General features: G+C 64.6%; 19 protein-coding genes. 11 read left to right on the top strand and 8 right to left on the bottom strand.

What is annotated here, in order from left to right:
- The first annotated feature begins 296 nt into the window (after positions 1-296).
- From RR51_RS13720 to RR51_RS13690, 7 genes are all read left to right on the top strand, one after another.
- A complete protein-coding gene (locus tag RR51_RS13720) occupies positions 297-1460 on the top strand; it encodes an efflux RND transporter periplasmic adaptor subunit (protein ID WP_039613854.1) in 1164 nt (387 codons plus the stop codon).
- Entirely contained in the window at positions 1457-4549 is a 3093-nt protein-coding gene (locus RR51_RS13715; protein ID WP_039613825.1) for a multidrug efflux RND transporter permease subunit, read from the top strand. The genes RR51_RS13720 and RR51_RS13715 overlap by 4 nt, the downstream gene beginning before the upstream one ends.
- Positions 4550-4558: 9 nt before the next feature.
- A complete protein-coding gene (locus RR51_RS13710) occupies positions 4559-5233 on the top strand; it encodes a heavy metal response regulator transcription factor (protein ID WP_024086289.1) in 675 nt (224 codons plus the stop codon).
- On the top strand, positions 5208-6611 hold the full coding sequence (locus RR51_RS13705) for a heavy metal sensor histidine kinase (protein ID WP_039613824.1): 1404 nt from the start codon (positions 5208-5210) through the stop codon (positions 6609-6611). Before RR51_RS13710 ends, RR51_RS13705 begins: the two co-directional genes overlap by 26 nt.
- A 267-nt stretch (positions 6612-6878) precedes the next feature.
- A complete protein-coding gene (locus RR51_RS13700; protein WP_015268983.1) occupies positions 6879-7103 on the top strand; it encodes a hypothetical protein in 225 nt (74 codons plus the stop codon).
- A 206-nt stretch (positions 7104-7309) separates the two neighbouring features.
- Positions 7310-8644 carry an OprD family porin gene (locus RR51_RS13695; protein WP_039613823.1) on the top strand — a complete coding sequence of 445 codons (1335 nt, stop codon included), beginning with the start codon at positions 7310-7312 and terminating at the stop codon, positions 8642-8644.
- Positions 8645-8877: 233 nt separating this feature from the next.
- Complete coding sequence (locus RR51_RS13690) at positions 8878-10368, top strand: sensor domain-containing diguanylate cyclase (RefSeq protein ID WP_039613822.1); 1491 nt, start codon at positions 8878-8880, stop codon at positions 10366-10368.
- Here the strand turns inward: RR51_RS13690 and RR51_RS13685 are convergent.
- Positions 10365-10841 carry a ferritin-like domain-containing protein gene (locus tag RR51_RS13685; protein ID WP_039613821.1) on the bottom strand — a complete coding sequence of 159 codons (477 nt, stop codon included), beginning with the start codon at positions 10839-10841 and terminating at the stop codon, positions 10365-10367. The genes RR51_RS13690 and RR51_RS13685 overlap by 4 nt on opposite strands.
- Positions 10842-11044: 203 nt before the next feature.
- Here RR51_RS13685 and RR51_RS13680 point away from each other — a divergent pair, with 203 nt between their 5' ends.
- Complete coding sequence (locus RR51_RS13680) at positions 11045-11266, top strand: DUF3820 family protein (protein ID WP_015268980.1); 222 nt, start codon at positions 11045-11047, stop codon at positions 11264-11266.
- A gap of 122 nt (positions 11267-11388) precedes the next feature.
- Here RR51_RS13680 and RR51_RS13675 read toward each other — a convergent pair whose 3' ends face one another.
- The 3 genes from RR51_RS13675 to ptsP are packed head-to-tail and all read right to left on the bottom strand — an operon-like array spanning position 11389 to position 16925.
- Positions 11389-13128 carry a PTS fructose-like transporter subunit IIB gene (locus tag RR51_RS13675; protein WP_039613820.1) on the bottom strand — a complete coding sequence of 580 codons (1740 nt, stop codon included), beginning with the start codon at positions 13126-13128 and terminating at the stop codon, positions 11389-11391.
- Entirely contained in the window at positions 13125-14072 is a 948-nt protein-coding gene (gene pfkB, locus RR51_RS13670; protein WP_039613819.1) for a 1-phosphofructokinase, read from the bottom strand. Before pfkB ends, RR51_RS13675 begins: the two co-directional genes overlap by 4 nt.
- Positions 14073-16925 (bottom strand): phosphoenolpyruvate--protein phosphotransferase, encoded by a 2853-nt coding sequence (gene ptsP / locus RR51_RS13665; protein ID WP_039613818.1) that lies wholly within the window; start codon positions 16923-16925, stop codon positions 14073-14075.
- Positions 16926-17209: 284 nt separating this feature from the next.
- Here ptsP and cra point away from each other — a divergent pair, with 284 nt between their 5' ends.
- On the top strand, positions 17210-18205 hold the full coding sequence (gene cra / locus RR51_RS13660) for a catabolite repressor/activator (protein WP_039613817.1): 996 nt from the start codon (positions 17210-17212) through the stop codon (positions 18203-18205).
- 2 nt (positions 18206-18207) lie between these two features.
- Positions 18208-18984: a TatD family hydrolase gene (locus RR51_RS13655; protein WP_039613816.1), complete on the top strand. Its 777-nt coding sequence runs from the start codon at positions 18208-18210 to the stop codon at positions 18982-18984.
- 127 nt (positions 18985-19111) lie between these two features.
- On the opposite strand, the gene ampE is transcribed toward RR51_RS13655, so the two are convergent.
- The 3 genes from ampE to RR51_RS13640 all read right to left on the bottom strand — a co-directional run bounded on the left by ampE (position 19112) and on the right by RR51_RS13640 (position 22868).
- Entirely contained in the window at positions 19112-19942 is an 831-nt protein-coding gene (gene ampE / locus RR51_RS13650; protein ID WP_039613815.1) for a regulatory signaling modulator protein AmpE, read from the bottom strand.
- The gene (ampD, locus tag RR51_RS13645; RefSeq protein WP_039613814.1) at positions 19939-20511 is read right to left on the bottom strand and encodes a 1,6-anhydro-N-acetylmuramyl-L-alanine amidase AmpD; all 573 of its coding nucleotides are present in this window, start codon (positions 20509-20511) and stop codon (positions 19939-19941) included. The genes ampE and ampD overlap by 4 nt, the downstream gene beginning before the upstream one ends.
- Positions 20512-20720: 209 nt before the next feature.
- Entirely contained in the window at positions 20721-22868 is a 2148-nt protein-coding gene (locus RR51_RS13640; RefSeq protein WP_039613813.1) for a DUF1631 domain-containing protein, read from the bottom strand.
- Positions 22869-23110: 242 nt separating this feature from the next.
- On the opposite strand from RR51_RS13640, the gene nadC reads away from it, so the two are divergent.
- Positions 23111-23959, top strand: a complete 849-nt coding sequence (nadC, locus tag RR51_RS13635; protein WP_004376060.1) for a carboxylating nicotinate-nucleotide diphosphorylase — start codon at positions 23111-23113, stop codon at positions 23957-23959.
- Positions 23960-24022: 63 nt separating this feature from the next.
- Here nadC and trxB read toward each other — a convergent pair whose 3' ends face one another.
- A complete protein-coding gene (gene trxB / locus RR51_RS13630) occupies positions 24023-24985 on the bottom strand; it encodes a thioredoxin-disulfide reductase (RefSeq protein ID WP_015268972.1) in 963 nt (320 codons plus the stop codon).
- Positions 24986-25095: the final 110 nt, after the last annotated feature.

The raw sequence follows: 25095 nt of genomic DNA, 5'->3' as shown, positions 1-25095 counted from the left end.
GAGCAACTGTCCTGTTCCAGATCTATGAACCGGCGCCATCCCTGTGGGAGCGGCTTTAGCCGCGAACACCGGCGGAGCCGGTGCCATGTACCGCGCTGGATTCTTCGCGGGTAAACCCGCTCCCACAGGGAACGCAGATCGCCGCGCGACAGCGCAGCGCAAAAGGCGAACAATCTCCCGCGGAACAGGCGAAACTGACAGCGCTGTCAGCCAGCGGTCACGCTGCCGACCCGGTTCGAGGGCTATAAGATTGAATACAGCCACTTCCCTCCCCTATGGCCAAGGTGCCCGCACCGATGCGACGTCCGTCCCGCCCTGTCATCCTCGCCGCCCTGGCGCTCCTGGTCCTGGCGGTAGCGGGCCTCTGGTTCGGCCAGCGCCAGCCAGCACCTGCCACCCGCGCGCAAACCGCCATCCCGGTGCGCGTGGTCAGCGTCGTCCAGCAGAACGTGCCGCGCTATGCCAGCGCCATCGGCTCGGTGCTGTCGCTGCACAGCGTCGAGGTGCGCCCGCAAGTGGAGGGGGTACTGACCCAGGTGCTGGTCAAGGAAGGCCAGTGGGTGAAGGAAGGTGACCTGCTGGCCACCCTCGACGACCGCGCCATCCGCGCCAACCTCGACCAGGCCCGTGCCGAACTTGGCCAGAGCCAGGCGCAGATCCAGGTAGCCAACGTCGACCTGCAGCGCTACCGCCTGCTGAGTACCGACAACGGCGTGTCGAAGCAGACGCTCGACCAGCAGCAGGCCCTGGTCAACCGCCTGCAAGCCACGGTCAAGGGCAACCAGGCGGCCATCGCCAATGCCGAGGTGCAGCTGTCGTACACGCAGATCCGCTCGCCAGTGACCGGCCGGGTAGGTATTCGCAACGTCGACCCCGGCAACCTGGTGCGCACCAGCGATACCCGCAGCCTGTTCAGCGTCACCCAGATCGACCCGATCGCCGTCGAATTCGCCCTGCCGCAGCAAATGCTGCCAACCCTGCAAAGCCTGCTGAAGGCGCCCACCCCGGCACTGGTGCAGGCCTACATGGATGCCGACGGCGAACGCAGCCTGCTCGGTGAAGGCCACCTGGCACTGATCGACAATCAGATCTCCGCCACCACCGGCACCGTGCGGGTAAAAGCCGAGTTCGACAACAAGGACGGCCGCCTGTGGCCGGGCCAGCTGGTCACCATCCGCCTGCGCACCGCCGTGGAAGAAAACGCCCTGGTGGTACCGCCGCCTGTGGTACAGCGCGGCGTCGACGGGCACTTCGTCTACCGCCTGGACGGTGACAAGGTCACCAGCGTGCCGGTCAAGGTGCTGTACCAGGACAGCGGGCTCAACATCATTGCCGGGGTCAAGCCGGGCGAGCGCCTGGTGCTCGATGGCCAGTCGCGGCTCAAGCCAGGTTCGCGGGTCGAGGTGGCCCCCGATGCCCCCGCGCCGTCGGAAATGGCCGACCGGCGGAGCCAGCCATGAACACGCGCAACGGTGTTTCGGCCTGGTGCATCGACCACCCCATCGCTACCCTGCTGCTGACCTTCGCCCTGGTGCTGCTGGGGGCCATCGCCTTCCCGCGCCTGCCGGTGGCACCACTGCCGGAAGCCGACTTCCCGACCATCCAGGTCACCGCCCAGCTGCCCGGCGCCAGCCCGGAAACCATGGCCTCGTCGGTGGCCACGCCGCTGGAAGTGCAGTTCAGCGCCATCCCCGGCATGACCCAGATGACCAGCAGCAGCGCACTGGGCTCGACCAACCTGATCCTGCAGTTCACGCTAGACAAAAACATCGACACCGCCGCCCAGGAAGTGCAGGCGGCCATCAACACCGCCACCGCGCGCCTGCCGCAAGACCTGCCCAACCCGCCGACCTGGCGCAAGGTCAACCCGGCGGACAGCCCGGTGCTGGTGCTGACGGTAAGCTCCAGCCAGATGCCTGGCAACGACCTCAGCGACTACGCCGAAACCCTGCTCGCGCGCCAGCTGAGCCAGATCGACGGGGTCGGCCTGATCAATATCACCGGGCAACTGCGCCCGGCGATCCGTGTGCAGGCGCACCCCGAGAAACTGGCCGCCATCGGCCTGACACTGGCCGACTTGCGCCAGGCCATCCAGCAGACCAGCCTGAACCTGGCCAAGGGGGCGCTGTACGGCGAGCACAGCGTTTCGACCATCGCCGCCAACGACCAGTTGTTCCATCCAGACGACTACGCCCAGCTGATCGTCTCCTACCGTGACGGTGCACCAGTGCACCTGAGGGACGTGGCAAAGGTGATCAATGGCGCCGAGAACGCCTACGTCAAAGCCTGGTCCGGCGACCAGCCCGGGCTGAACCTGGTGATTTTCCGCCAGCCAGGCGCCAACATCGTCGATACCGTGGACCGGGTACTGGCTGCCCTGCCCAAGCTGCAGGAGATGCTGCCAGCCTCGGTCGAAGTGTCGGTGCTGCAGGACCGCACCCAGACCATCCGTGCCTCGCTGCATGAAGTGGAGCTGACCCTGATGATCGCCGTGGCCTTGGTGATCGGGGTGATGGCGCTGTTCCTGCGCCAGTGGTCGGCGACCATGGTGGTGTCCAGCGTGCTTGGCGTATCGCTGATCGCCAGTTGCGCGCTGATGTACATCTTCGGCTTCAGCCTGAACAACCTGACCCTGGTGGCCATCGTCATCTCGGTGGGCTTCGTGGTCGACGATGCCATCGTCGTGGTGGAGAACATCCACCGCCACCTGGAGGCCGGCGACGACAGCCGCACGGCAGCGCTCAAGGGCGCCGGGGAAATCGGCTTCACCGTGGTGTCGATCAGTTTCTCGCTGATCGCCGCGTTAATCCCGCTGCTGTTCATGGGCGGCGTGGTAGGCCGGCTGTTCAAGGAGTTCGCCCTTACCGCCACCGCCACCATCCTGATTTCGGTGGTGGTTTCGCTGACCCTGGCGCCAACCCTGTGCGCACTGTTCATGCGCCGCCCGCCCGGAGAGCACAAGGGCGGCTTCGGCGAGCGGCTGGTCAGGTGGTACGAAAAGGGCCTGGACCGCGCCCTCTCCCACCAGCGCCTGACCCTCGGCGTGTTCGGCCTGACCCTGGCCCTGGCGGTGGCCGGTTATGTGGGTATCCCAAAGGGCTTTTTCCCGCTGCAGGACACCGGCCTCATCCTTGGCACCAGCGAGGCGGCGGCGGATGTGTCGTACCCGTCGATGATCGAGAAGCACCAGGCGCTGGCCAAAATCATCGAGGCCGACCCGGCGGTGCGCGCGTTCTCCCACTCGGTGGGCGTCACCGGCAGCAACCAGACCATCGCCAACGGCCGTTTCTGGATCGCCCTCAAGCCGCGTGGCGAACGCGATGTGTCGGCCAGCGAACTGATCGACCGGCTGCGACCCAAGCTGGCCCAGGTACCAGGCATCGTCCTGTACATGCGTGCCGGCCAGGACATCAACCTAAGCTCCGGTCCGTCGCGCACCCAGTACCAGTACGTGCTCAAGAGCAACGACGGCATGGCGCTGAACCTGTGGACCCAGCGCCTGACCGAGCGCCTGCGGGAAAACCCGGCGTTCCGCGACCTGTCCAACGATCTGCAACTGGGTGCCAGCGTCACCCGCATCGATATCGACCGCCAGGCCGCGGCACGTTTCGGCCTGACCACCACCGACGTCGACCAGGCGTTGTACGACGCCTTCGGCCAGCGGCAGATCAGTGAATTCCAGACCGAGACCAACCAGTACAAGGTGATCCTCGAACTGGATGCCCGCCAGCGCGGCAAGGCCGAAAGCCTCAACTACTTCTACCTGCGCTCGCCGCTGACCAACGAGATGGTACCGCTGTCGGCAGTAGCCCATGTAGCGGCGCCCAGCACCGGGCCGCTGTCGATCAGCCACGACGGCCTGTTCCCGGCAGCCAACCTGTCGTTCAACCTGGCCCCGGGCGTGGCCCTGGGCGATGCGGTGACCATCCTCGAGCGCACCCAGCGCGAGCTCGGCATGCCCGACTTCATCAGCGGCAACTTCCAGGGCGCGGCCCAGGCCTTCCAGAGTTCGCTGTCGAGCCAGCCGTGGCTGATCCTGGCTGCGCTGGTGGCGGTGTACATCATCCTCGGCGTGCTGTACGAAAGCTTCGTCCACCCGCTGACGATCATCTCCACCCTGCCCTCGGCCGGCCTCGGCGCGCTGATCCTGCTGTGGGCCTTGGGCCAGGACTTCAGCATCATGGGGCTGATCGGCGTGGTGCTTCTGATCGGTATCGTCAAGAAAAACGGCATCCTGCTGATCGACTTCGCCCTGGAGGCCCAACGCCGCCAGGGCCTGACCCCGGAGCAGGCGATCCATCAGGCCTGCCTGACGCGCTTCCGGCCGATCATAATGACCACCCTGGCCGCCTTGCTCGGCGCGGTGCCGCTGATGTTCGGCTTCGGCACCGGTTCCGAACTGCGCCAGCCACTGGGCATCGCCGTGGTTGGCGGCCTGCTGGTGAGCCAGGCGCTGACGCTGTTCACCACCCCGGTCATATACTTGGCCCTGGAGCGCCTGTTCCACCGCCGTCAGGCCGCCCGTGCGGCGGCGCCCAGTGCCAGTTAGGACAAGACCATGCGTGTGCTGATCATCGAAGACGAAGAAAAAACCGCCGACTACCTGCATCGCGGCCTCAGCGAACAGGGGTTTACCGTCGACCTGGCGCGGGACGGCATCGATGGCCTGCACCTGGCCCTGGAAGGTGACTACGCAGTGATCGTGCTGGATGTGATGCTGCCGGGCCTGGACGGTTATGGCGTGCTGCGCGCCCTGCGCGCGCGCAAGCAGACACCGGTCATCATGCTGACCGCCCGTGAACGGGTCGAAGACCGTATCCATGGCCTGCGCGAGGGTGCCGACGACTACTTGGGCAAGCCGTTTTCCTTCCTCGAACTGGTCGCCCGCCTGCAAGCCCTGACACGCCGTAGCAGCAATCATGAACCGCTGCAGGTGCAGGTAGGTGACCTGTGGATCGACCTGATGGCGCGCAAGGCCACCCGCGCCGGCCAACGCCTTGAGCTGACGGCCAAGGAGTTCTCACTGCTCAGCGTGCTGGCCCGCCGGCAGGGCGAAATTCTGTCAAAGACAGCGATTGCAGAGCTGGTCTGGGACATCAATTTCGACAGCGATGCCAACGTCGTCGAAGTGGCGATCAAGCGCCTGCGCGCCAAGCTCGACGGGCCTTTCGACAACAAGTTGCTGCACACCATCCGAGGCATGGGCTATGTCCTGGAAAGCCGTGCGGGGTAATTCCATCGCGCTGCGCCTGTCGGCGCTGTTCATCCTGGTGGCGCTGGGCGTGTTCCTGCTGATCGGTTCGGCGCTGTACCGCCAGGTAGACCGCAGCCTCGACCTGCTGCCGCAAGCCGAGCTGGACGCGCGCTTCAGTGTGCTCGAGTCCACCCTCAACCGCTTCGGCACACCGGAACACTGGGTCAAGATCAACAACAAGCTCAACCTGCTAAGTGAAGAGGACAAGCGCATTCGCTTCTGGGTGGTCAGCAGCAACCCGGCCTACGAATACGGCCACCCCAGCGAGCTGGTCCGCGCCTTCGCCGAAGGCCCGCAGGGCATGCGCGACCTGCACCTGCCCGACCGGCCCTACCCTTACAAGGTGCTGGTCAGCGAACTGCCGGCCCTGGGCGAGCGGCCGCCGCTGCGCTTTCTGATCGGCATCGACACCGAAACCTTCTGGCAGGCGCAGCACAGCCTGCTGGTGGCGATTGTCGGGCTGGCGGTGCTCGGCGTGCTGCTGGCCTCGCTGCTGGGCTACTGGGTGGCGCGTATCGGCCTGCGCCCGCTGCTGGCATTGTCCGTTGAGGCCCAGGCCCTGGCCCCTCCGCGCCTGGACGGGCGCCTGCAGACCCACGCCCTGGCCCCGGAACTGGCGCAGTTCGCCGGCGCCTTCAATGCTGCGCTCGACCGGGTAAGCCAGGCCTACTCGCGGCTGGAGGCGTTCAATGCCGACGTCGCCCACGAACTGCGCTCGCCGCTGACCAACCTGATCGGCCAGACCCAGGTTGCACTGACCCGAGGGCGCAGCGCCGAGCATTACTTCGAAGTGCTGCAATCGAACCTTGAGGAGCTGGAGCGCCTGCGCAGCATCATCAACGACATGCTGTTCCTGGCCAGTGCCGACCAGGGCAGCAAGGCCACTGCCCTGACCCAGGCCTCGCTGGCCCAGGAAGTGGCGACCACCCTGGACTACCTGGACTACATTCTCGAAGATGCGCAAGTCAGCGTGAGTGTGAGCGGTGACGCCCAGGCGCCCATCGAAAAGGCCCAGCTGCGCCGGGCGCTGATCAACCTGCTGAACAACGCCGTGCAGCACACCGCACCGCACCAGGTGATCGAGGTGCAGATCGCTGCCGAGCCGGAGCAGGTCAGTATCGCCGTGAGCAACCCGGGGCCGGCGATCGACGATGAGCACCTGCCGTTGTTGTTCGAACGCTTCTACCGGGTGGATGCGGCACGTAGCAATAGTGGTGGGGGTAACCATGGGTTGGGGTTGGCGATCGTCAAGGCGATTGCGCTGATGCATGGTGGGGAGGTGTTCGTGCGTAGTGCCGCGGGGGCCAATACCTTTGGTATCCAGTTACCAACCTCAAGGCCTACCCCGCCCGCGTAGGAGCAGCCTTGCGCTGCGAAAGGGCCGGTAGACCCCAATATCCTCTGATACCTTCACTGGCCCTTTCGCAGCACAAGGCTGCTCCTACAAAGAAGCGCGGAAGTGCTCTAGGCCGGGGGTTTGCGCCGAAAGTCCAATTGCTTTTACTGCGATAGTTACCTTTTGCGCAACAGTGCTTATCGCTCTTCGCTCTGTTTCAAGTGCATTGAAAGGACTAACTTTACCCCCGTCCTCATTAGCACTTGCATCGCAAGAAGGTAGTTTCAAATGTCCAACAGTATGGGTATTGCCAGCGTCTTCGTCCTGTCTTCCCTGTTGTTGTCGCCCCTGGCCATGGCTGAAGAATCCAAGGCTTTCGTCACCCGTAATGCTGAGTTCGCCGCAGTCCACCAAGAGGCCCGCGAAGCCGTAGCCGCACAGCAGGTAGACACCGCAAAAGACGCTAACCAGACAGCTTCCAAGAACTCTGTCGATGCCAATGCCGACAGCTGATCAAGTGCTGTCGCTGCTCCCGTTTTCCCTTGGCTACGCCATGGGCACTACCAGTGCCGATATGTTAGCCTTTTAAAGCCGCTGCCGATCAGCGGCTTTTTTTATGTGCTTCAACTATCAGCCAAGCTGTAACGTTCACCTATAAAAAAAGACGCACATTCGAAAATAAAAACTGCCCCACCGCCAGACCCAAGGAGCTAGTACCGGTGCCTTCCGCGTTTCGTTTTACCCCGCTGTTCATTGCGTTGACTGCAACGATCCCTTTCGCCGCCCAGGCAGATGAAGACAAGGCTGATGGCTTCATCGAAGGCTCGTCCTTCAACCTGCATTTCCGTAATGCCTACTTCAACCGCGACAACCACAACGCCGGCGTGCGCGACACCCGCGAGTGGGGCCAAGGTGCGGTTGCACGTTTCGAGTCGGGCTACACCCCGGGTGTGGTCGGCTTTGGCCTGGACGCCCATGCCATACTGGGCCTGAAGCTCGACGGGGGCGGCGGCCATGCTGGCACCAGCATCCTGCCGACCCACCAGAAGAACGAAGACGAACTGGGTGCTGCCCCGCACTCCTTCTCCACCGCCGGTGCCGCAGTCAAGCTCAAGGCGTTCGACACCGAGCTGAAAGCCGGTGACCTGTTCCTCACCAACCCGGTGATCGCTGGCGGCGAAACCCGCATGCTGCCGCAGACCTTCCGTGGTGTGAGCCTGACCAACACCAGCATCGACGGCCTGCTGCTCGAAGGCGGCCAGGTGAGCTTCACCAAGCCGTACAACCAGAGCGGCCACCGCCGCATCGACACCTACTACGGTTCGCTGGGCGAGCATGACAAAAGCAAGCACCTGAACTGGGCCGGCGCGTCGTGGAGTGGCACCCCGAACATCACTGCCAACCTGTATGCGGCCGAACTGAAGGACATCTGGAACCAGTACTACGCCGATTTCGACTACACCTATGTGGTCAACGATCTGGTCAGCCTGAACCCGGGCGTGCACTTCTATCACACTCAGGACACCGGCCAGGCACTGCTGGGCAAGATCGACAACAACACCTACAGCGTGCATTTCACCGTCAACGCCGGGTTCCACAGCGTCACCGCCGCCTACCAGCGGGTCAATGGCAACACGCCGTTCGACTACATCAACCTGGGCGACAGCGTCTATTTGGACAACTCGCGCATGTACTCGGACTTCAACGCACCGAACGAGCGCTCGTGGAAGCTGCAGTACAACTATGACTTCGCTGGTGTGGGCATCCCTGGCCTGAGTACGGTGCTGTCGTACTCGCGCGGTGAAGCCGACCTGACCAAGGCGGTCCAGGACACCACCCACTACGACTACTACCGTGCCGATGGCAAGAACGCCATGCACTGGGAGCGCGACGTGGACGTGAAGTACGTGTTCCAGGAGGGTGACCTGAAGGACCTGTCGGTGCTGGTGCGCTATGCCACCCACCGCGGCAGCCAGGGTTATGCGTCGATCGACAGCAACAGCGACAACGATGAACTGCGGGTGATCGTGGATTACCCGTTGAACGTGTTCTGATCCAGGCCCGCAAGCTATACATCCAACCTGTGGGAGCGGGCGTGCCCGCGAACACCGGCGAAGCCGGTGCCATGCACCGCGGCGCTTGCTTCGCGGGCATGCCCGCTCCCACAAGGTTCGCGGTCAGTCCAGAAAAAGGTATACCGTGATTCCGTCGGACAAATCTTGTCCGACAATCCCCGCTTCCCTAGAATGTCGCCGCCGCGAATGGCCCTGCCCACGCAGTAGCGAGCATGACCTCCCGATCACCGCGTTTCGCACTCTACAGGTCACACCCCGAGCTGCTCCTCAACCTGGGCAGTTGCCTTGCCGTGCTCGCCATCGTGGCCATCGTCAGCTACCTGCTGGCGCGGGAGCGCGACAATATCGAGCTGTCGGCGATCCGCTCGTCCAACAATATCGTCCAGCTGATCGAAAGCGACATCCTGCGCAATGTCGAACTCTACGACCAGTCGCTGCAGGGCCTGATCTGGGCGGTCGGGCGCAAGGAGCTGCCGGAAATACCCGGCCCGGTGCGCCAACGCCTGCTATTCAATGAAGCCTTCGTCGACCGCAAGCGCGGTGACGTGCTGTGGCTGGACAAGCAAGGCAATGTGGTGGGCGATTCCACCAGCAGCGTGCCACGCAAGGCCAACTTCAGCGGTACAGGGGTATTCCAGGCCCATCTGCACAACGCCAACCTCGGCCTGCTGGTCGGCCCGCCGTTCAAGGCCAGGCTCGGCGACCTGGACTGGTGCATCAGTTTCAGCCGGCGCATTTCCGGGCCCAATGGCGAGTTCGTCGGCCTGGCCGCGGGGGCACTGCGCCTGTCGTACTTCAGTGACCTGTTCCAGCGCCTGGACATCGGCGACGATAGCAGCATCAACCTGCTCAACACAGACGGCCAACTGTTGGCCCGCCAGCCCAGCCGCTCGCAAGACCCGGCGATTGGCAGCAATTATGCCGAACGGCCCAATTTCAAACGCATTCTCAGCGAGCAGAACGGCAGCTTTACCGCACGCTCCAGCCGCAACGGCACCCCGCGCATGTACACCTTTGCCCGGGTCGCTCAGTTGCCGCTGATCGTGCTGGTCGTGCGTTCGGCCGATGAAGTTTTCGAGTCGTGGCGCCGCACTGCGATCGTGGTCGGCGTCGCCACAGGGGTACTGTGTGTGGGTATCCTCTGGCTGACCCTGCTGCTGGGCCGCGAGTTGCGCCGCCGGCAAGAGGCCGAACAGGGTCTGGCCAACCTGGCCGCCACCGACAGCCTGACCGGCTTGCCCAACCGCCGCCACCTGGACCAGGTACTCCGTCAGGAATGGGCCCGCGCCCAGCGCAATCGCAAGTCATTGGCAGTGCTGATGGTGGATGTGGACCACTTCAAGGCATTCAACCAGCGCCACGGCCACGCCGGTGGCGACCATGCCTTGCGCGAAGTGGCCAGGACCATCGAGGCGTGCATCCGGCGCCCGGCCGATCTGGCGGCGCGCTATGGGGGTGAAGAATTCCAGGTAGTGTTGCCGGAAACTGACCTGGCCGGTGCGCAACTGCTGGCGGAGCGCATCCGCGCCAGCGTCGAGGCGCTGGCACCGTTTGCCGACGATGCCCACTCTGTCACGGTGAGCATCGGCATCGGCCTGTCAGGCACCCAGCACGACCTGGCGAGGGTGCTGGGTGCTGCCGATGAAGCTCTCTACCGTGCCAAGGCCAAAGGCCGCAACCGGGTAGAGGGGCCTGCGGACTAGCTGCGGGCGCGCGCGGCGTTGCGCAAGGCCCTGACCTGATCATGGTTACGCTGCACACCTTGCAGCTGTTTTTCCACCAAGGTGTAGGTCTGGTCGCTGGCGGTGCGGCCCAGCTTGACCAGTTTCTCACGAGCTTCCTTGTAGGCCTTGAGGGCATGGTCCTCGCCCCGCTCCACCTCGTTCAGCACCGCTTCCTCATCCTTGCCGGTGATCATCGCCTTGAGGTTGACCCAACCCCGATGCAGGTCACCGCTGATGCTGGTGGAGGTTTCCGGGTCGCCCCCCAGGCGACGCACTTCGCTCTGCAGTTCGCCGGCCGCATTGGCGCACTCACCGGCACGCTGAACGAAGAACGCTTTAAGTTCGGGGTTCTTCACATCATCGGCAGAGGCCTTGAAACCTTTCTCACCATCCTTGCTGTACTCGATCAGGTCGTTGAGCACGTCGATCACGTCTTTGTTGGGATTGCTCATGGCACAAACTCCTTGGCAGGTGATAGTCATCTGTATGGGAGCAGCGTTCGTGCCAAGCGAGGATTATCTACAAATTCCTTAACAATCAATAAGATAGAAACACAAGGTCTGAGCTTGATCACGGCGTTCTGCATGATTGCCGCTTGGGCCTTCGTGCAGATTGCAGTATGGTCGGCGCTTTTCAACAGCCAGGTGCGCCGATGATGAAGCCGGAAACCCTCGAACTGCTGGTCACCCGCACCATGCCGTTTGGCAAGTACCAGGGACGAATCATTGCCGACCTGCCAGGGGATTACCTGGCCTGGTTTGCGCGCAAGGGTTTCCCGGCGGGGGAATTGGGTGGGTTGCTGGCGCTGATGCATGAGATCGATCACAACGGGCTGGGCGATCTGCTTGTGCCGTTGCGGCAGAAGCACGGGCGGTGACCTGTTCCGGCCTCTTCGCGGGTGAACCCGCTCCCACAGAGACCGCGCCGGACCTGATGCCTGTGCAGTACCTGTGGGAGCGGGTTCACCCGCGAAGAGGCCAGTAAAGCCAGCTGAAATCTCTAACCCTTCACCGGCGCTACCGCCAACTCCACCCGCTCGCTCTTCTTGATCACCGCATACACCACCGCCGTCAGCAGGCTACCCGCCACGATCGCCAACAAGTACAGCAGCGCATGGTTGATCGCATTGGGGATCAGCAGCACGAACAGGCCGCCATGCGGCGCCATCAGCTTGCAGCCGAAGTACATCGACAATGCCCCGGTCAATGCCCCACCGGCCACGCTGGCCGGGATCACCCGCAGCGGGTCCTTGGCGGCAAACGGGATCGCCCCTTCGGAGATGAAGCACAGCCCCAGCGCCAACGCCGCCTTGCCCGCTTCACGCTCGCTCTGGGCAAACTTGCGTCGGGCCAGGAAGCTGGCGATACCCAGGCCAATTGGCGGCACCATGCCGGCGGCCATGGTCGCCGCCATCGGCGCATAGCTCGACGAGGCCAGCAGCCCCACCGAGAAGGCATACGCGGCCTTGTTGATCGGCCCGCCCAGGTCGACGCACATCATGCCGCCCAGCAACAGACCCAACAGGATGGCATTGGTGGTGCCCATGCTGTCGAGAAATTGCGTGAGCCCTTCCAGCATCGCCGCCACTGGCTGGCCAACCACGTAGATCATCACCAGGCCGGTGAACAGGCTGGCCAGCAGCGGGATGATCAGGATCGGCTTCAGTGCCTCCAGGCTGCTGGGCAAGCGCGCCCAGCGGGCAATGGCCTTGGCGCTGTAGCCAGCTAGGAAGCCGGCGACGATACCCCCGATGAAACCGGCGCCCAGAGTGCTGGCCAGCAGACCGCCGATCATGCCGGGCGCCAGCCCCGGGCGGTCGGCGATGGACCAGGCGATATAGCCGGCCAGCAGCGGCACCATCAACTTGAACGCAGCCTCGCCACCGATCTGCATCAACGCCGCCGGCAAGGTGCCCGCTTCTTTGTAAGCCTCGATACCGAATACGAACGACAGGGCAATCAGCAGGCCGCCAGCCACCACCATCGGCAGCATGAACGACACGCCGGTGAGCAGGTGCTTGTATACCCCGCTCTTCTCGCCCTTGGCTGGCGTGCTCGCCGCTGCGGCATCGCCGCTGTTTTCCACCTTGGCATCAGCCAGGGCCTTGTCGAGGGTCGCGCGGGCCTGCTTGAGGGCGATACCGGTGCCACAACGGTAAATGCGCTTGCCAGCGAAACGCGCGGTGGGCACTTCGATGTCGGCGGCCAGCAGCACTACATCCGCTGCAGCGATGGCTTCGGCAGACAAGGGGTTGCGCGCACCGACCGAGCCCTGGGTCTCGACGGTGAGCTCGTAGCCCAGTTGCTGCGCAGCCTGCTGCAAGGCTTCCGCGGCCATGAATGTATGCGCGACGCCAGTCGGGCAAGCCGTGACGGCGACGATGCGTGCGCCAGCGCTGCCAGTTTCAGCCGGAAGGCCTGGCACCGTGGCCAGCAGACGGGCGCTGGAAGCCGCCTCATCGAGGAAGCCTTCGCGGTCGGCCAAAGCCTGGGATGGCGTGCTCTGGTACACGCGCTTGCCGACGAAACGCTCCAGGTCCACCGGGCCGGTGCTGACCACCAGCACCCAGTCGGCCTCGGCGATCTGCGTGGCGCTCAGTTGCCGCTCGGGGTGGCCGGCACCCTGCACTTCGACGCTGGTACTCCAGCCCCGCCGCTGGGCTGCGGCGGACAGCAAGCGCGCGCTCAGCACGCTCGACACCTGGCCGTTGGGGCAGGCAGTGACAATGGCAATATTCATCGGCAACCCTCTTTTTGTTCTGTCAGTTGCACGGCAGCTTCCAGATGCGCCAGTTGCTCGCGGTCACGGATGCCGAAACCAACCTGGGTAACAGCCTGTGCAGCGATGGCGGTGGCACGGGTCAAGGTCTGCGCCGGGGCTTCGCCCTGCAGCAGGCCGTGGACCATGCCGGCCACCAGCGAATCACCTGCACCCACTGTGCTGGCAACCTGCACCTTGGGCGGGCAAGCATGTACGGCATGGCCGCGGGTGAACCAGCTGACGCCCTGCTCTCCCGCCGACACCACCACGTGTTCGACGCCACTGGCCAGCAGGCGCTCGGCAGCAGCGCGCTGCTGCGCCGGGTTATCCACAGCCAGGCCGAGCACCTCGCCCAACTCTTCGGTATTGGGCTTGACCAGCCAGGGCGAGCTCTGCAGGCCGGCACGCAGGGCTTCACCGCTGCTGTCCAGGGCCACCTTCAGGCCTTGCGCCTTGAGCTGTTCGAGCAACTGTCGGAACCAGTCGGCGCTGATCCCACGCGGCAGGCTACCAGCCACCACCACCGCATCGTGGCCCGGGGCAACCTGCGCCAGGCAGCGCAGCAATGCACTGCGCGCCGCTTCGTCGACTTCCGGGCCTTGGCCGTTGATGTCGGTGACACGGCCATCGGCTTCGACCAGCTTGATATTACTGCGGGTTTCGCCCGGCACGCGGACAAAGCAGTCGACGAAGCCGCGCCAGTCGATCAGCGCCTCGAAAGGCTGCAGGTTGTCACGCCCGAGGAAGCCGCCAACAGTGACGGTGTGGCCCAGGTCGGCCAGTACCTGGGCAACGTTCAGCCCCTTGCCTGCGGCGTGGCTGTGCTGCTCCTGGCTGCGATTGACCTGCCCTGGGCGCAGGGTACCCAGGCCGATGGTGATATCCAGCGCAGGGTTCAGGGTGAGGGTGAGGATCTTGGCCATTCAGTAACGCTCCACCAGCGCGCGAACCGCTGCGGCGCTGTCCTGTTGCAGGGCCTCGCGCGCCAGGGCGCGGGCCGTCTGGTGATCGGCCTGGCGAACCAGGGCCTTGACTTCGGCAATGCTGCGCGCGGCGACGCTGAGTTCGTCTACGTCCAGGCCCAGCAGCACGGCCACTGCCTGCGGGTCGGCCGCCAGCTCGCCGCACACGCCCACCCACTTGCCATGGGCATGGGCGGCGCGCACGGTCATGTCGATCAGGCTGAGCACCGCCGGGTGCAGGCCGTCGGCCTGGGCCGAGAGGCTGGGGTGACCACGGTCGATGGCCAAGGTGTACTGGGTCAGGTCGTTGGTGCCGATGCTGAAAAAGTCCACTTCGCGCGCCAGTTGTGGTGCCAACAGCGCTGCCGAGGGCACTTCGACCATGATACCCAGTTGCAGATCGGCTACCGGGATCTCGGCGCGCAGGCGCTCGACCATGGCGCGCGCCTCGCGCCATTCATGCACCTGCCCGACCATCGGGAACATGATGCGCAGCGGGCGCTGGTCGGCAGCGCGCAGCAGGGCGCGCAACTGGTCTTCCATCACCTGCGGGCGCTGCAGGGTAAGGCGTACGCCGCGCACACCGAGGAACGGGTTTTCCTCGGCAGCGATCGGCCAGTACGGCAGCGGCTTGTCGCCACCGACATCGAGGGTGCGCACCACCAGCGGGCGCCCGTCGAGGCCATCGAGCACGCGACGGTACTCGGCTTCCTGGGTCGCCACGTCCGGGGCCTGGGTGTGGGCCATGAAAATCAACTCGGTGCGCAGCAGGCCAACGCCTTCGGCGCCCTGCTCCACTACCTTGGCGATGCCGTTGCTCTCGCCGATGTTGGCAAACACCTCGACAGCGTGACCATCGCGAGTGACCGCCGGCTCGAAGCGGTTGGCCCAGGCGGCCTGCAAGCGTTGCTCGCGCAGGTCGCGCTCGGCCAGGGCCTTTTGCAGTTCATCCGCCGGCGGCGCCACGCTGACCACGCCACGCTGGCCATCGAGCAGCAACGGCGTGCCGCTGTCCAACAGCAGTATCGACGCCCCCGCGCCCACCACCGCCGGAATGCCCAAGGCACGGGCGACGATGGCACTGTGGGCGGTGGCGCCACCCTGGGCGGTGACGATACCGGCGACGCGGCTCGGGTCCAGCCGGGCGACATCGGACGGGCCGACTTCCGTCATTACCAGCACGTAGGGTTGCTCGGGTTCAGCCTGGGCCTGCACGCCACACAACTGCGCCAGCACGCGGCGGCCGATGTCACGCAGGTCGGCAGCACGTTCGGCGAGCAAGGCATCGTGCAGCGACTCCTGTTGACGCGCCGCCGCCTCGATCACGGCCATCCATGCTGCCGCGGCGCTTTCGCCCTGGCCCAGGCGCTGCTCGACATCGTCGCTCAGGGCCGGGTCTGCGAGCATTTCCTGATGGGTGACGAAGATTTCGCCAATGGCCTTGTCGCTGCGCTGGACCAAAGCCTGCAGCTCGCCATTCACGGTCGCCACAGCTTCACGCAGCTTATGCCGCTCCTGGGCGCAGGACTCACCGCGCAGGGGGTAGTCGAACTCACGCTCGACACACACATGGGCCGGGCCACTGGCAATGCCGGGCGCAGCACCCACGCCGTGGATACGGCTACCGGCCGCGGGCGCTTGCAGCACTTCGGCCGCTGCGCCAGCTACAACCTCAGCACTCTGCGGCAGTGGCTCCACCTCTTCACCCAGGCCTTGTTCGATGGCGGCCAACAGCACCGGCAAGGCATCGGGGGCGATGCCGGGCTCAGCCACCAGTTCCAGTGTCTGGCCACGTCGGGCGCCGAGACTGAGCAGCTTGCTCAGGCTCTTTACGGACACCGCCGGCTGCGCGCTATCCGCCAGCCGCACGCGGATTTCCCCATCGAAACCTTTGGCCAGTTGCGCCAATACCTTTGCCGGGCGGGCATGCAAACCGTGCGGGTTGGCCAGCACCACGCGCGCACTGGGCCAGTCTTTCGGCGCCTCACCGCCTAGCACCTCCAGCACCGCGCGGCTGCTGGTAGCCTGGTAGAGCATCTGGCCGCGGCCTTCGATCAGCACTTCGCACAGGCGTTCGAGCAAGGCCTGGTGGGCTGCACCGAGGCTGGCCAGGCAGAACAGGCCGTTGAGCGGTTGGTCGCGGTAACGCAGCGGCTGCTGCGGGGTGATGAAGGCCAGCCCCGGCTGGCGCACCTGGCGCTCGCTGTGCAGCCACCACAGGCCCTCGCCCAGCGGCAGCGGTTCGGCCTGCTGCAGGACGGCGGCAAAACCGCTATCGACGCAGTCGGCACGCTGTAACAGACGGGCGCCGCGCCAGGCCAGCTCATCGAAGTCTTCGGCCGGCAGGTTCAGGCCGACCAACTGCGCATCCAGCGCCAGTTCCTGAGGCGCGCCCTGCAGCAGCTTCAGCAACGCCTCCGCGGAACCGGCGCGCCGCAGAGCTTCGGCCAGGTCGGTCTCGCCCAGGGCGCGGGTCAGCAGTTGCAACAGGCGCAGGTGCTCATCGGAACGGGCGGCGATGCCGATAGCCAGATAGACCATCTGGCCGTCGCCCCAGTCCACGCCCTCGGGAAACTGCAACAGGCGCACGCCGGTGGCGTACACCAGGTCACGGGTCTGCGGCGTGCCATGGGGGATGGCAATGCCCTGCCCAAGGAAGGTGGAGCCTTGTGCCTCTCGGGCCTGCAGCCCTTGCAGGTATCCCTCGGCGACCAGGCCGTCATCGACCAGCCGGTCGGCCAGCAGGCGCAATGCCTCGGCCTTGTCGGCGGCCTTCTGGCCCATGGCTATCTGCTCCTTGGCGAGCTCGAGCATGACCTTCTCCTTTTGCAGTTCCCGGTCGGGTACTGGAGTATTGTTGTGAAATTCACATGAACGGCCAGTTCAACAGCCTTGCACGGATGGCAGCCGAGGCAGAAAATTCGGCAGCTGAAACGATTAATCTGACCAGACGGCCACGTTACTCGATAATCTGCCGAGGAAAAAGCCCCATCCTGTCGGACAATTGCGACAATGGTCGTCTGCGCGTGGCGCCCCCGCCGGGTCAAACTACCCGGTCAAGGCTCACAGCCAGCCCCGGTAATAACAAGGAAAATTCGGTGAAACTCAGCGATATCGCCCGTCTGGCCGGTGTGTCCGTGACCACTGCCAGCTACGTCATCAATGGCAAGGCCGAACAGCAGCGCATCAGCAACAGCACTGTCGAGCGGGTACGCGCGGTGGTCGAGGCCCACGGCTTCACCCCCAACCCGCAGGCCGCTGGCCTGCGCAGCCGGCATACCCGCACTCTGGGCTTCATTCTCCCGGATCTGGAGAACCCCAGCTACGCCCGCATCGCCAAGCAGCTCGAACAAGGTGCCCGCGCCCGTGGCTACCAGTTGCTGATTGCCAGCAGCGACGACCAGCCCGACAGCGAGCGCCAGTTGCAACAGCTGTTCCGCGCCCGCCGTTGCGATGCACTGTTCGTCGCCAGCTGCCTGCCGCCAGAAGACGACAGCTACCGCGAGCTGCAGGACAAAGGCCTGCCGGTAATCGCCATCGACCGCCGCCTGGACCCTGCGCACTTCTGCTCGGTGATCAGCGACGACCGCGACGCCAGCCGCCAGCTGGCCGCCAGCTTGCTGAGCGCCGCCCCGCGCAGCATCGCCTTGATCGGCGCCCGCCCCGAGCTGTCGGTCAGCCAGGCACGTGCCGGTGGCTTCGACGAAGCCCTGCAAGGCTATGCCGGCGAGGTTCGCCGCTATCAGGGCGAAGCGTTCAGCCGAGAGTGCGGCCAGCGCCTGATGCAGCAACTGATCCATGACCTTGGCGGCCTGCCGGATGCCCTGGTGACAACCTCCTACGTGCTGCTGCAAGGGGTGTTCGACACCCTGCAGGCGCGCACTGCCGACTCACGCCAGCTGCAGCTGGGTACCTTTGGCGACAACCAGTTGCTCGACTTCCTGCCGCTGCCAGTCAATGCCATGGCCCAGCAGCATGGCCTGATTGCCGCCACCGCGCTGGAACTGGCACTGGCCGCGATCGAGGACAAACGCTACGAACCTGGCGTGCATGCCGTCGGTCGAACGTTCAAGCAACGCATTACAGCGGCCTGAACATGCGCCTGATCGACACCCACACCCACCTGGACTTCCCCGACTTCGACGCCGACCGCCCACAACTGCTGGCCAACGCGGCGTCGCGCGGGGTGGAGAGGATGGTGGTGCTGGGGGTGTACCAGGCAAATTTCCAGCGGGTATGGGACCTGGCCTGTGCCGATAAGCGCCTGTTCGCCGCACTCGGCCTGCATCCGGTCTACCTCGACCAGCATCATCCCGAGCACCTGGCGCAGTTGCGCGAGTGGCTGCAGCGCCTGCACGGCGACCCACGGCTTTGTGCCGTGGGCGAGTTTGGCCTGGATTATTACCTCGAAGACCTGGACAAGGCCCGCCAGCAGACACTGTTCGAAGCGCAACTGCAGATGGCCTGCGACTTCGAACTGCCCGCACTGCTGCACGTGCGCCGCAGCCATGCCCAGGTGATCGCCACGCTCAAGCGCTACAAGCCGGCGCGGGCGGGGGTGATTCATGCGTTTGCCGGCAGTTACGAAGAGGCCCGCGAGTACATCAAGCTGGGCTTCCGGCTTGGGCTTGGCGGTGCAGGTACCTGGCCACAGGCCTTAAGGCTGCGCAAGACCCTGGCGCGGTTGCCGCTGGACAGCGTGGTGCTGGAGACCGATGCGCCGGACATGGCGCCGGTCATGTACCCAGGGGTGAGGAACAGCCCGGAGCACCTGCCGGAAATTGCCGGGGTGCTGGCGCAGGTGATGGGGGTGGATGTCGCGGAACTGGCTCAAGCCAGCACCCGCAATGCTTGCGAGTTGTTTGGCTGGTAGCTGAAGTGCTGGCACCTGCGTGGGCCTCTTCGCGGGCTTGCCCGCTCCCACAGGGACCGCGCAAATCTTGAGACCGGCGCAGTACCTGTGGGAGCGGGCAAGCCCGCGAAAACGCCAGCGAACCAGTTCAGACAAGCACCGTCCACAGCGCAAACCCGGCATACCACAGCACCGCACAGCGCAGCAGCAGCTCCCACAGGCTGTCCAGCCGTCCCAGCCCGCGCTGGCTGTCTTCTTCCTCGGGAATGTCATCGGCAATGCGCCAGACCCGGGCCACCAGGTGTGCGGCGCTGATGTGCCAGTTGAGCACCTCGTGCAGCATCACCCGGGTGACCGCGAGAAAGTTGCCGACCAGGGCGAAACTCAAGGCCAGCACCCGTACCGGCAGCCAGTCCATGATATGCCTGAGCTGCTCGGCACGGGCCTTCAACGCCGGTTGCTTGCTGTGTTCGCCACACAGAGCCAGCAAGCGATAGGCCAGGGCTGCACCCGGGCCCAGCACGAAGTACCAGAAAATCACCGCGAAAAAGCCTTGGTACACCTGCCACAGCAGGTTGCCCTGCACCTGCACCAACAGGCTTTGCGGCTCGTCGGCCGCCAGACCTAGGTCGCGCTCGGCCACGTGCAGCGCGGCCTGGTCATCACCGCGCCGCCAGGCATCACGGAACGGCCCCATCGATGCCTTGGCATCGCCGCGGCCCAGACTGTAGATCAGCACCAGCAGGTGCACCGGCAACGCCAACAAGCCATACGCCACCGGGTCCAGAACATGCAGCAGCAAAACCAGCAGCGCTACCGGTGCCAACACCAGAATGGCCAGCGTCCACCATGGGTGCACCTTGCCGCTGCGCTCCAGGCGCACCAGTTCGCCAAGGAAGAACCCATCTCGCTGCACCTGATGGCGCAGGGCCGAGAACTTCTCGACCCAAAGCGCCAGCAACAACACCAGAAAACTCATACCTTGTCCTCGTTTTGCTGCAGCGCCTTTCGGTAGCGCGGCCAGTCGAAGGCCGGGCCGGGGTCGGTCTTGCGCTGCGGGGCAATGTCGCTATGGCCCTGGATGCGGTCCAGCGCGATGGCCGGCCAGGCACCGCGGATGTGCCGGGTAAGTTGCTCCAGCACCGCGTACTGGGCATCGGTATAGGGCAGGTCGTCGGTGCCCTCCAGTTCTATACCGATGGAGAAATCGTTACAGCCTTCACGCCCGTCGAAGCACGACACACCAGCATGCCAGGCGCGGTCGAGCAACGACACGAACTGGGTCACCGCGCCGTCACGCTCGACGAACAGGTGCGCTGATACGGTCAGGTGGTTGATGCTGGCGAAGTACGAGTGCTCATTGGGGTCCAGGCGGTTCTGGAAGAATTGCTGGACCTTGCCGGTACCGAAGCAGGCCGGCGGCAGGCTGATGTTGTGAATAACCAGCAGGGAAATCGATTCGCCTTCGGGGCGAGCATTGAAGTTCGGCGAGGGGCAATGGGTGATTCCGATTCCGTGGAACCAGCCAGTGGCACGGTCCAATTGCATGGGGCAGATCCTGAGAGCGCCGTGAACAGGTCAACAGTATGCCCTGCGGCCAACGGCGTTTGCATGTGAATCATTGTAATGCTGTGGGAGCGGGCGTGCCCGCGAACACCGGCGCAGCCGGTGCCATCCACCGCGGCGCTTGTTTCGCGGGCACGCCCGCTCCCACAGAGATCGTGCCAGCTTGCAGATAATGCGCAAGACAGTTGTGCCTACCGCCGCAGCCCGTCGAGCACCGCCTCAAGCGCCCGCTCGAACAAAAGCCCGTCATCCAGCACCCGCACCTCACCTCGATGCAGTGCCCGGGCCAGGCTGGCCCCGTTCCATTCGCGTACTTTCATACCGGTGCGGTTGGCGAACACCAGCCGGTCGCTACTGTCGACGCGCGCCACCAGTTTGCAGCGCAGCGGTTCGTCCTCGTCCAGCACTTCTACCCAGGTACCGATACGCAGGCGCTGCACCTGACGCACGGCCACAGCCTGCCCGTCGGCAAACTGCGACGGAGCACAAGCGGGTTCCTCGGCAATCGCCAGGACGATGTCCTCGGCCACCAGCACTTCGCTCAAGGGCTGGCCCTCAGTGCCGGGCTGCATCGCGGTACCCGCGCAGGCACGCAGGTGCAGCTGTTCCAGTTGCAGGAAGAATTCGCGGGTCGCTGCCGAGTCCAGGGCCACGCTGGCCAGGCCATCGCGCAGTGCCTTGAGCAGGCCCGGTACCTGCTGCAGCAAGGCATGCGGCTCATGCGGCGGAGTGATGCTGGCCAGCAGCGTGTCCATCGTCTGCAAGGCATCCCGCCAGGCCTGGGATGCTTCACCTTGCTTGAGCCAGGCCAGCAGCAGTACCTGGCTCCAGGCTTGCACCAGCATCTGTACCACCACCTGCGGCAATAACCTACCGCGCAGCCGTTGGTTGAGAGCATGCTGCACCTGCTGCCTGGCCTGCAGTGTTCGGGCACGCCCTTCTTCGGCGTCGCGGGTGCGTTGTTCGAGCAGCTCGTTGCGCCGCCGCTCGTCCTGGTTGAAAGCGAGGAAGTCTTCGAGCAGTTCGGCGAACAGGCTGGTATCTTCGGCAAAATCATTGAGAAGGCGCTGGACGATACGCTCCACCCGCAGGTGCAGGCTGTCACGCATACCGTCGCCGCCGCATTCCCAGCCGATTGCCGCGCCAGCGATCTCGTTGAGCAGCCGGCGGGCCGGGTGGCTGGCACGACTGAGCAGTCCCTTGTCCAACAGGGCCACTTTAAGCAGCGGAATGTGCAAACGCCCGATCAGCGCACGCAGGCTGGCCGGCAAGTTGTCGTCGTCCTGGATGAAGGCGAACAGCAGACCAACCAGGTTGATCATGTCCTCGTCGGCAACATCGATACGCCGGCGTGTGCCGCTGCGCACGCTGACCCGCAACAGCAATTGTTCAAGCTGTTGGCCAAGTTCGAAATCGTCGGCCTCGTGGGTAGCGGGCACATAGTGCTGCAAATGCGAAAGCAGGCGCAGCAGGTCGGCGGTGCTGATTGGCTGGGCGGCGGCCACCGCCTGCAAACGAGGCGCGAACTTTCCACGCACCGGGGCCAGCAGTGTTTGCAACGAGGCAAAGAAAGCCTGCCCTGCCGCGTCCGAGCCCACCTCGTGACCCAGGTTCGCCGGCCCACGACCTGCGCTCATGCGCCGATCTTCGGCACGCCGACGTGGTGCCGACGGCAATTCAGGCAGTACACCGGCGGCGGCCAGCAACTGGTTGGCTTCGCCATAGATCACGTCGGCATCGCGCAACACATAGCGCTCGAACAGTTTGAGCAGGACCAGCTTGACCCGCAGGCCAACCCCCAGGTTGCGGCCAGCGTCGAGGAAGTAGCCGCACAGCGCTGCGGGCCCCAGCGGGTTGTGCTGCTCGTGCAGGGGGCGGTCGAGCAGTACCTGCAAGCGCAGGCCCAGTTGCTGCAGGGCAATTCCGTCGCGTGACAGCACACGCGCGACCATGCCTTCTATCGCGCCAGCCCGTTCCACGTGGGCCTTGCTGCGCAAGTTGCCCGGCTCGACCATGTGCGCCAGCAGGTCAACCTGGCCGATACGGGCAAAGGCATCATAGAACGTGTCGAGAAAACCGCGCTCGATGCTCTTGCGCTTCAGGCGCAGGTCACGCATGGCCTCAAAGTACAGGTTCTGGTCACTGCGGTCGAAGGCCTTGTCGGCCATCTCGAAGAGGGTGTCGTCAGCATTGTCGAACAAGCCCTGCAGGCCCTGACGCAACTGCAAGGCGGCCTTGTCGCGCACCTGCAGGAGCAATACCGGAAGGCAAGGCAGAGGCGCACGCCCGCCTCGATCGATGGCTGCCGCCAAGGGCACCACCTTGCCTTCTTTTTGCATCCTGTACTCCTTGCAGGGTGTCTCGCCCGAAGGGGCTGAAGATCGTCAAAGTCATGACGCCAAATACTGGTCACCATTATCGGTAAAAATCCGCACAGCTGCCAGCGCCGTTTCACTAGCTGGCTAATGACCCTGATTTACCACGCCTGCTCACACCGGCCGACCAAAGGTCATCGCCGAGGCGACTGTACACACCGGCCCCCTGCCCTATAATCGCCGGCATCTAGCTTGTGGAGCCGACCATGCCGAACCTACGCCTTGCCGACCTGACCGCTGAAATCGAAGCCAATGTGCGCCGTGCGCTGTTGGAGGACATCGGCAGTGGCGATATCACCGCGCAGTTGATCCCGGCCGAGCGCCTGGCCAAGGCGACCATCATTACCCGCGAAGACTGCGTGATCGCCGGCACCGCCTGGGTCGATGCCGTGTTCCGCCAACTCGACCCACGCGTGGCCGTGCACTGGCAGGTGGCCGATGGCGAGCGCGCCACGGCCAACCAGCCACTGTTCCATCTGGAGGGCCCCGCGCGTTCGCTGCTCAGTGGTGAGCGCAGTGCATTGAACTTCCTGCAGATGCTGTCGGGTGTCGCCACTCGTGCGCGCTTCCTTGCCGACCTGGTGGAAGGCACCCAGGTACGCCTGCTGGACACCCGCAAGACCCTGCCGGGCCTGCGCCTGGCGCAGAAGTATGCAGTGACCTGCGGCGGTTGCGACAACCACCGCATCGGCCTGTACGACGCCTTCCTGATCAAGGAAAACCACATCGCAGCCAGCGGCGGCGTGGCGGCGGCCGTCGCGGCGGCGCACCGCATTGCGCCGGGCAAGCCGGTGGAAATCGAAGTGGAAAGCCTGGATGAGCTGCGCCAGGCACTGGCCGCTGGTGCCGACATCATCATGCTCGACGAGCTGACTCTGGAAGAGATGCGCGAAGCAGTGCGCATTACTGCGGGCAAGGCCAAGCTGGAAGCCAGTGGCGGGGTCAACGAGACGACCTTGCGGGTGATTGCCGAGACTGGGGTGGACTACATCTCGATTGGTGCCATGACCAAGGATGTGAAGGCGGTAGACCTGTCGATGCGGTTGAGCCTGTAAGCTGATTGCAGGCATGAAAAAACCGGCCTCAGGGCCGGTTTTTTCATTGGCGGCGCTCTCGGATCAGAACGAAGCGTTGGCCAGCCCATCCAGGTAACGCTCGACATCCAGCGCCGCCATGCAGCCGGCACCGGCCGAGGTAATGGCCTGGCGATAAACGTGGTCGGCCACGTCACCGGCGGCGAACACGCCCTCGATGTTGGTGGCGGTGGCATTGCCCTCACGGCCGCCGTTGACCACCAGGTAGCCGTCCTTGAGGGTCAGCTGGCCTTCGAACAGCGAGGTATTCGGGGTGTGGCCAATGGCAATGAACACGCCGTCGACCTTGATTTCGTCGCTGCTGCCATCGTTGTTCTTCAGGCGCGCACCAGTCACGCCCATGTTGTCACCCAGCACTTCGTCCAGGGTGGCATTGAGCTTGAGCTCGATCTTCCCTTCGGCCACACGGGCGTGCAGCTTGTCGACCAGGATCTTCTCGGCGCGGAAGGTATCGCGACGGTGTACCAGAGTCACCTTGCTGGCGATGTTGGCCAGGTACAGCGCCTCTTCCACGGCAGTGTTGCCGCCACCCACCACGGCGACCGGCTTGTTGCGGTAGAAGAAGCCGTCGCAGGTGGCACAGGCCGAAACACCCTTGCCCATGAAGGTTTCTTCCGACGGCAGGCCCAGGTAGCGGGCGCTGGCGCCAGTGGCGATGATCAGCGCGTCACAGGTGTACTTGCCGCTGTCACCCTGCAGGGTGAAGGGTTTGTTGGCCAGGTCGACGGCGTTGATGTGGTCGAAGACGATTTCGGTTTCGAAACGCTCGGCGTGTTCCTGCATGCGCTGCATCAGCGCAGGGCCGGTCAGGCCGTGGGGGTCGCCCGGCCAGTTGTCGACTTCGGTGGTGGTGGTCAGCTGGCCACCGGCCTGCATGCCGGTGATCAGCAGCGGCTTGAGGTTGGCACGGGCGGCATACACCGCGGCGCTGTAACCGGCAGGGCCGGAACCCAGAATGATGACGCGCGAATGACGTACTTCAGACATGTCGAACTCCTGTCGAGCGGGCCGCAGGGCCGGCATCGGTGTACCGGCTGCGCCTGCCTGGAAATTAAAAAGGACCCACGCAGCACTTGGGGAAGGCTACAACGCGCAGG

This window comes from Pseudomonas sp. C5pp, from assembly GCF_000814065.1.
Classification (GTDB): Bacteria; Pseudomonadota; Gammaproteobacteria; order Pseudomonadales; family Pseudomonadaceae; genus Aquipseudomonas; species Aquipseudomonas asiatica.
Note: the sequence above shows the minus strand (reverse complement) of the source record. Positions and strands in the feature narration are given on the sequence as shown.

Coding starts and splice junctions, on each gene's coding strand:
- RR51_RS13640 (WP_039613813.1), bottom strand. CDS start 22,868: ATGCAAAAAGAAGGCAAGGTGGTGCCCTTGGCGGCAGCCATCGATCGA.
- RR51_RS13715 (WP_039613825.1), top strand. CDS start 1,457: ATGAACACGCGCAACGGTGTTTCGGCCTGGTGCATCGACCACCCCATC.
- RR51_RS13655 (WP_039613816.1), top strand. CDS start 18,208: ATGCGCCTGATCGACACCCACACCCACCTGGACTTCCCCGACTTCGAC.
- ampE (WP_039613815.1), bottom strand. CDS start 19,942: ATGAGTTTTCTGGTGTTGTTGCTGGCGCTTTGGGTCGAGAAGTTCTCG.
- RR51_RS13710 (WP_024086289.1), top strand. CDS start 4,559: ATGCGTGTGCTGATCATCGAAGACGAAGAAAAAACCGCCGACTACCTG.
- RR51_RS13675 (WP_039613820.1), bottom strand. CDS start 13,128: ATGAATATTGCCATTGTCACTGCCTGCCCCAACGGCCAGGTGTCGAGC.
- pfkB (WP_039613819.1), bottom strand. CDS start 14,072: ATGGCCAAGATCCTCACCCTCACCCTGAACCCTGCGCTGGATATCACC.
- ptsP (WP_039613818.1), bottom strand. CDS start 16,925: ATGCTCGAGCTCGCCAAGGAGCAGATAGCCATGGGCCAGAAGGCCGCC.
- nadC (WP_004376060.1), top strand. CDS start 23,111: ATGCCGAACCTACGCCTTGCCGACCTGACCGCTGAAATCGAAGCCAAT.
- RR51_RS13720 (WP_039613854.1), top strand. CDS start 297: ATGCGACGTCCGTCCCGCCCTGTCATCCTCGCCGCCCTGGCGCTCCTG.
- trxB (WP_015268972.1), bottom strand. CDS start 24,985: ATGTCTGAAGTACGTCATTCGCGCGTCATCATTCTGGGTTCCGGCCCT.
- RR51_RS13690 (WP_039613822.1), top strand. CDS start 8,878: ATGACCTCCCGATCACCGCGTTTCGCACTCTACAGGTCACACCCCGAG.
- RR51_RS13685 (WP_039613821.1), bottom strand. CDS start 10,841: ATGAGCAATCCCAACAAAGACGTGATCGACGTGCTCAACGACCTGATC.
- RR51_RS13705 (WP_039613824.1), top strand. CDS start 5,208: ATGTCCTGGAAAGCCGTGCGGGGTAATTCCATCGCGCTGCGCCTGTCG.
- RR51_RS13700 (WP_015268983.1), top strand. CDS start 6,879: ATGTCCAACAGTATGGGTATTGCCAGCGTCTTCGTCCTGTCTTCCCTG.
- ampD (WP_039613814.1), bottom strand. CDS start 20,511: ATGCAATTGGACCGTGCCACTGGCTGGTTCCACGGAATCGGAATCACC.
- RR51_RS13680 (WP_015268980.1), top strand. CDS start 11,045: ATGAAGCCGGAAACCCTCGAACTGCTGGTCACCCGCACCATGCCGTTT.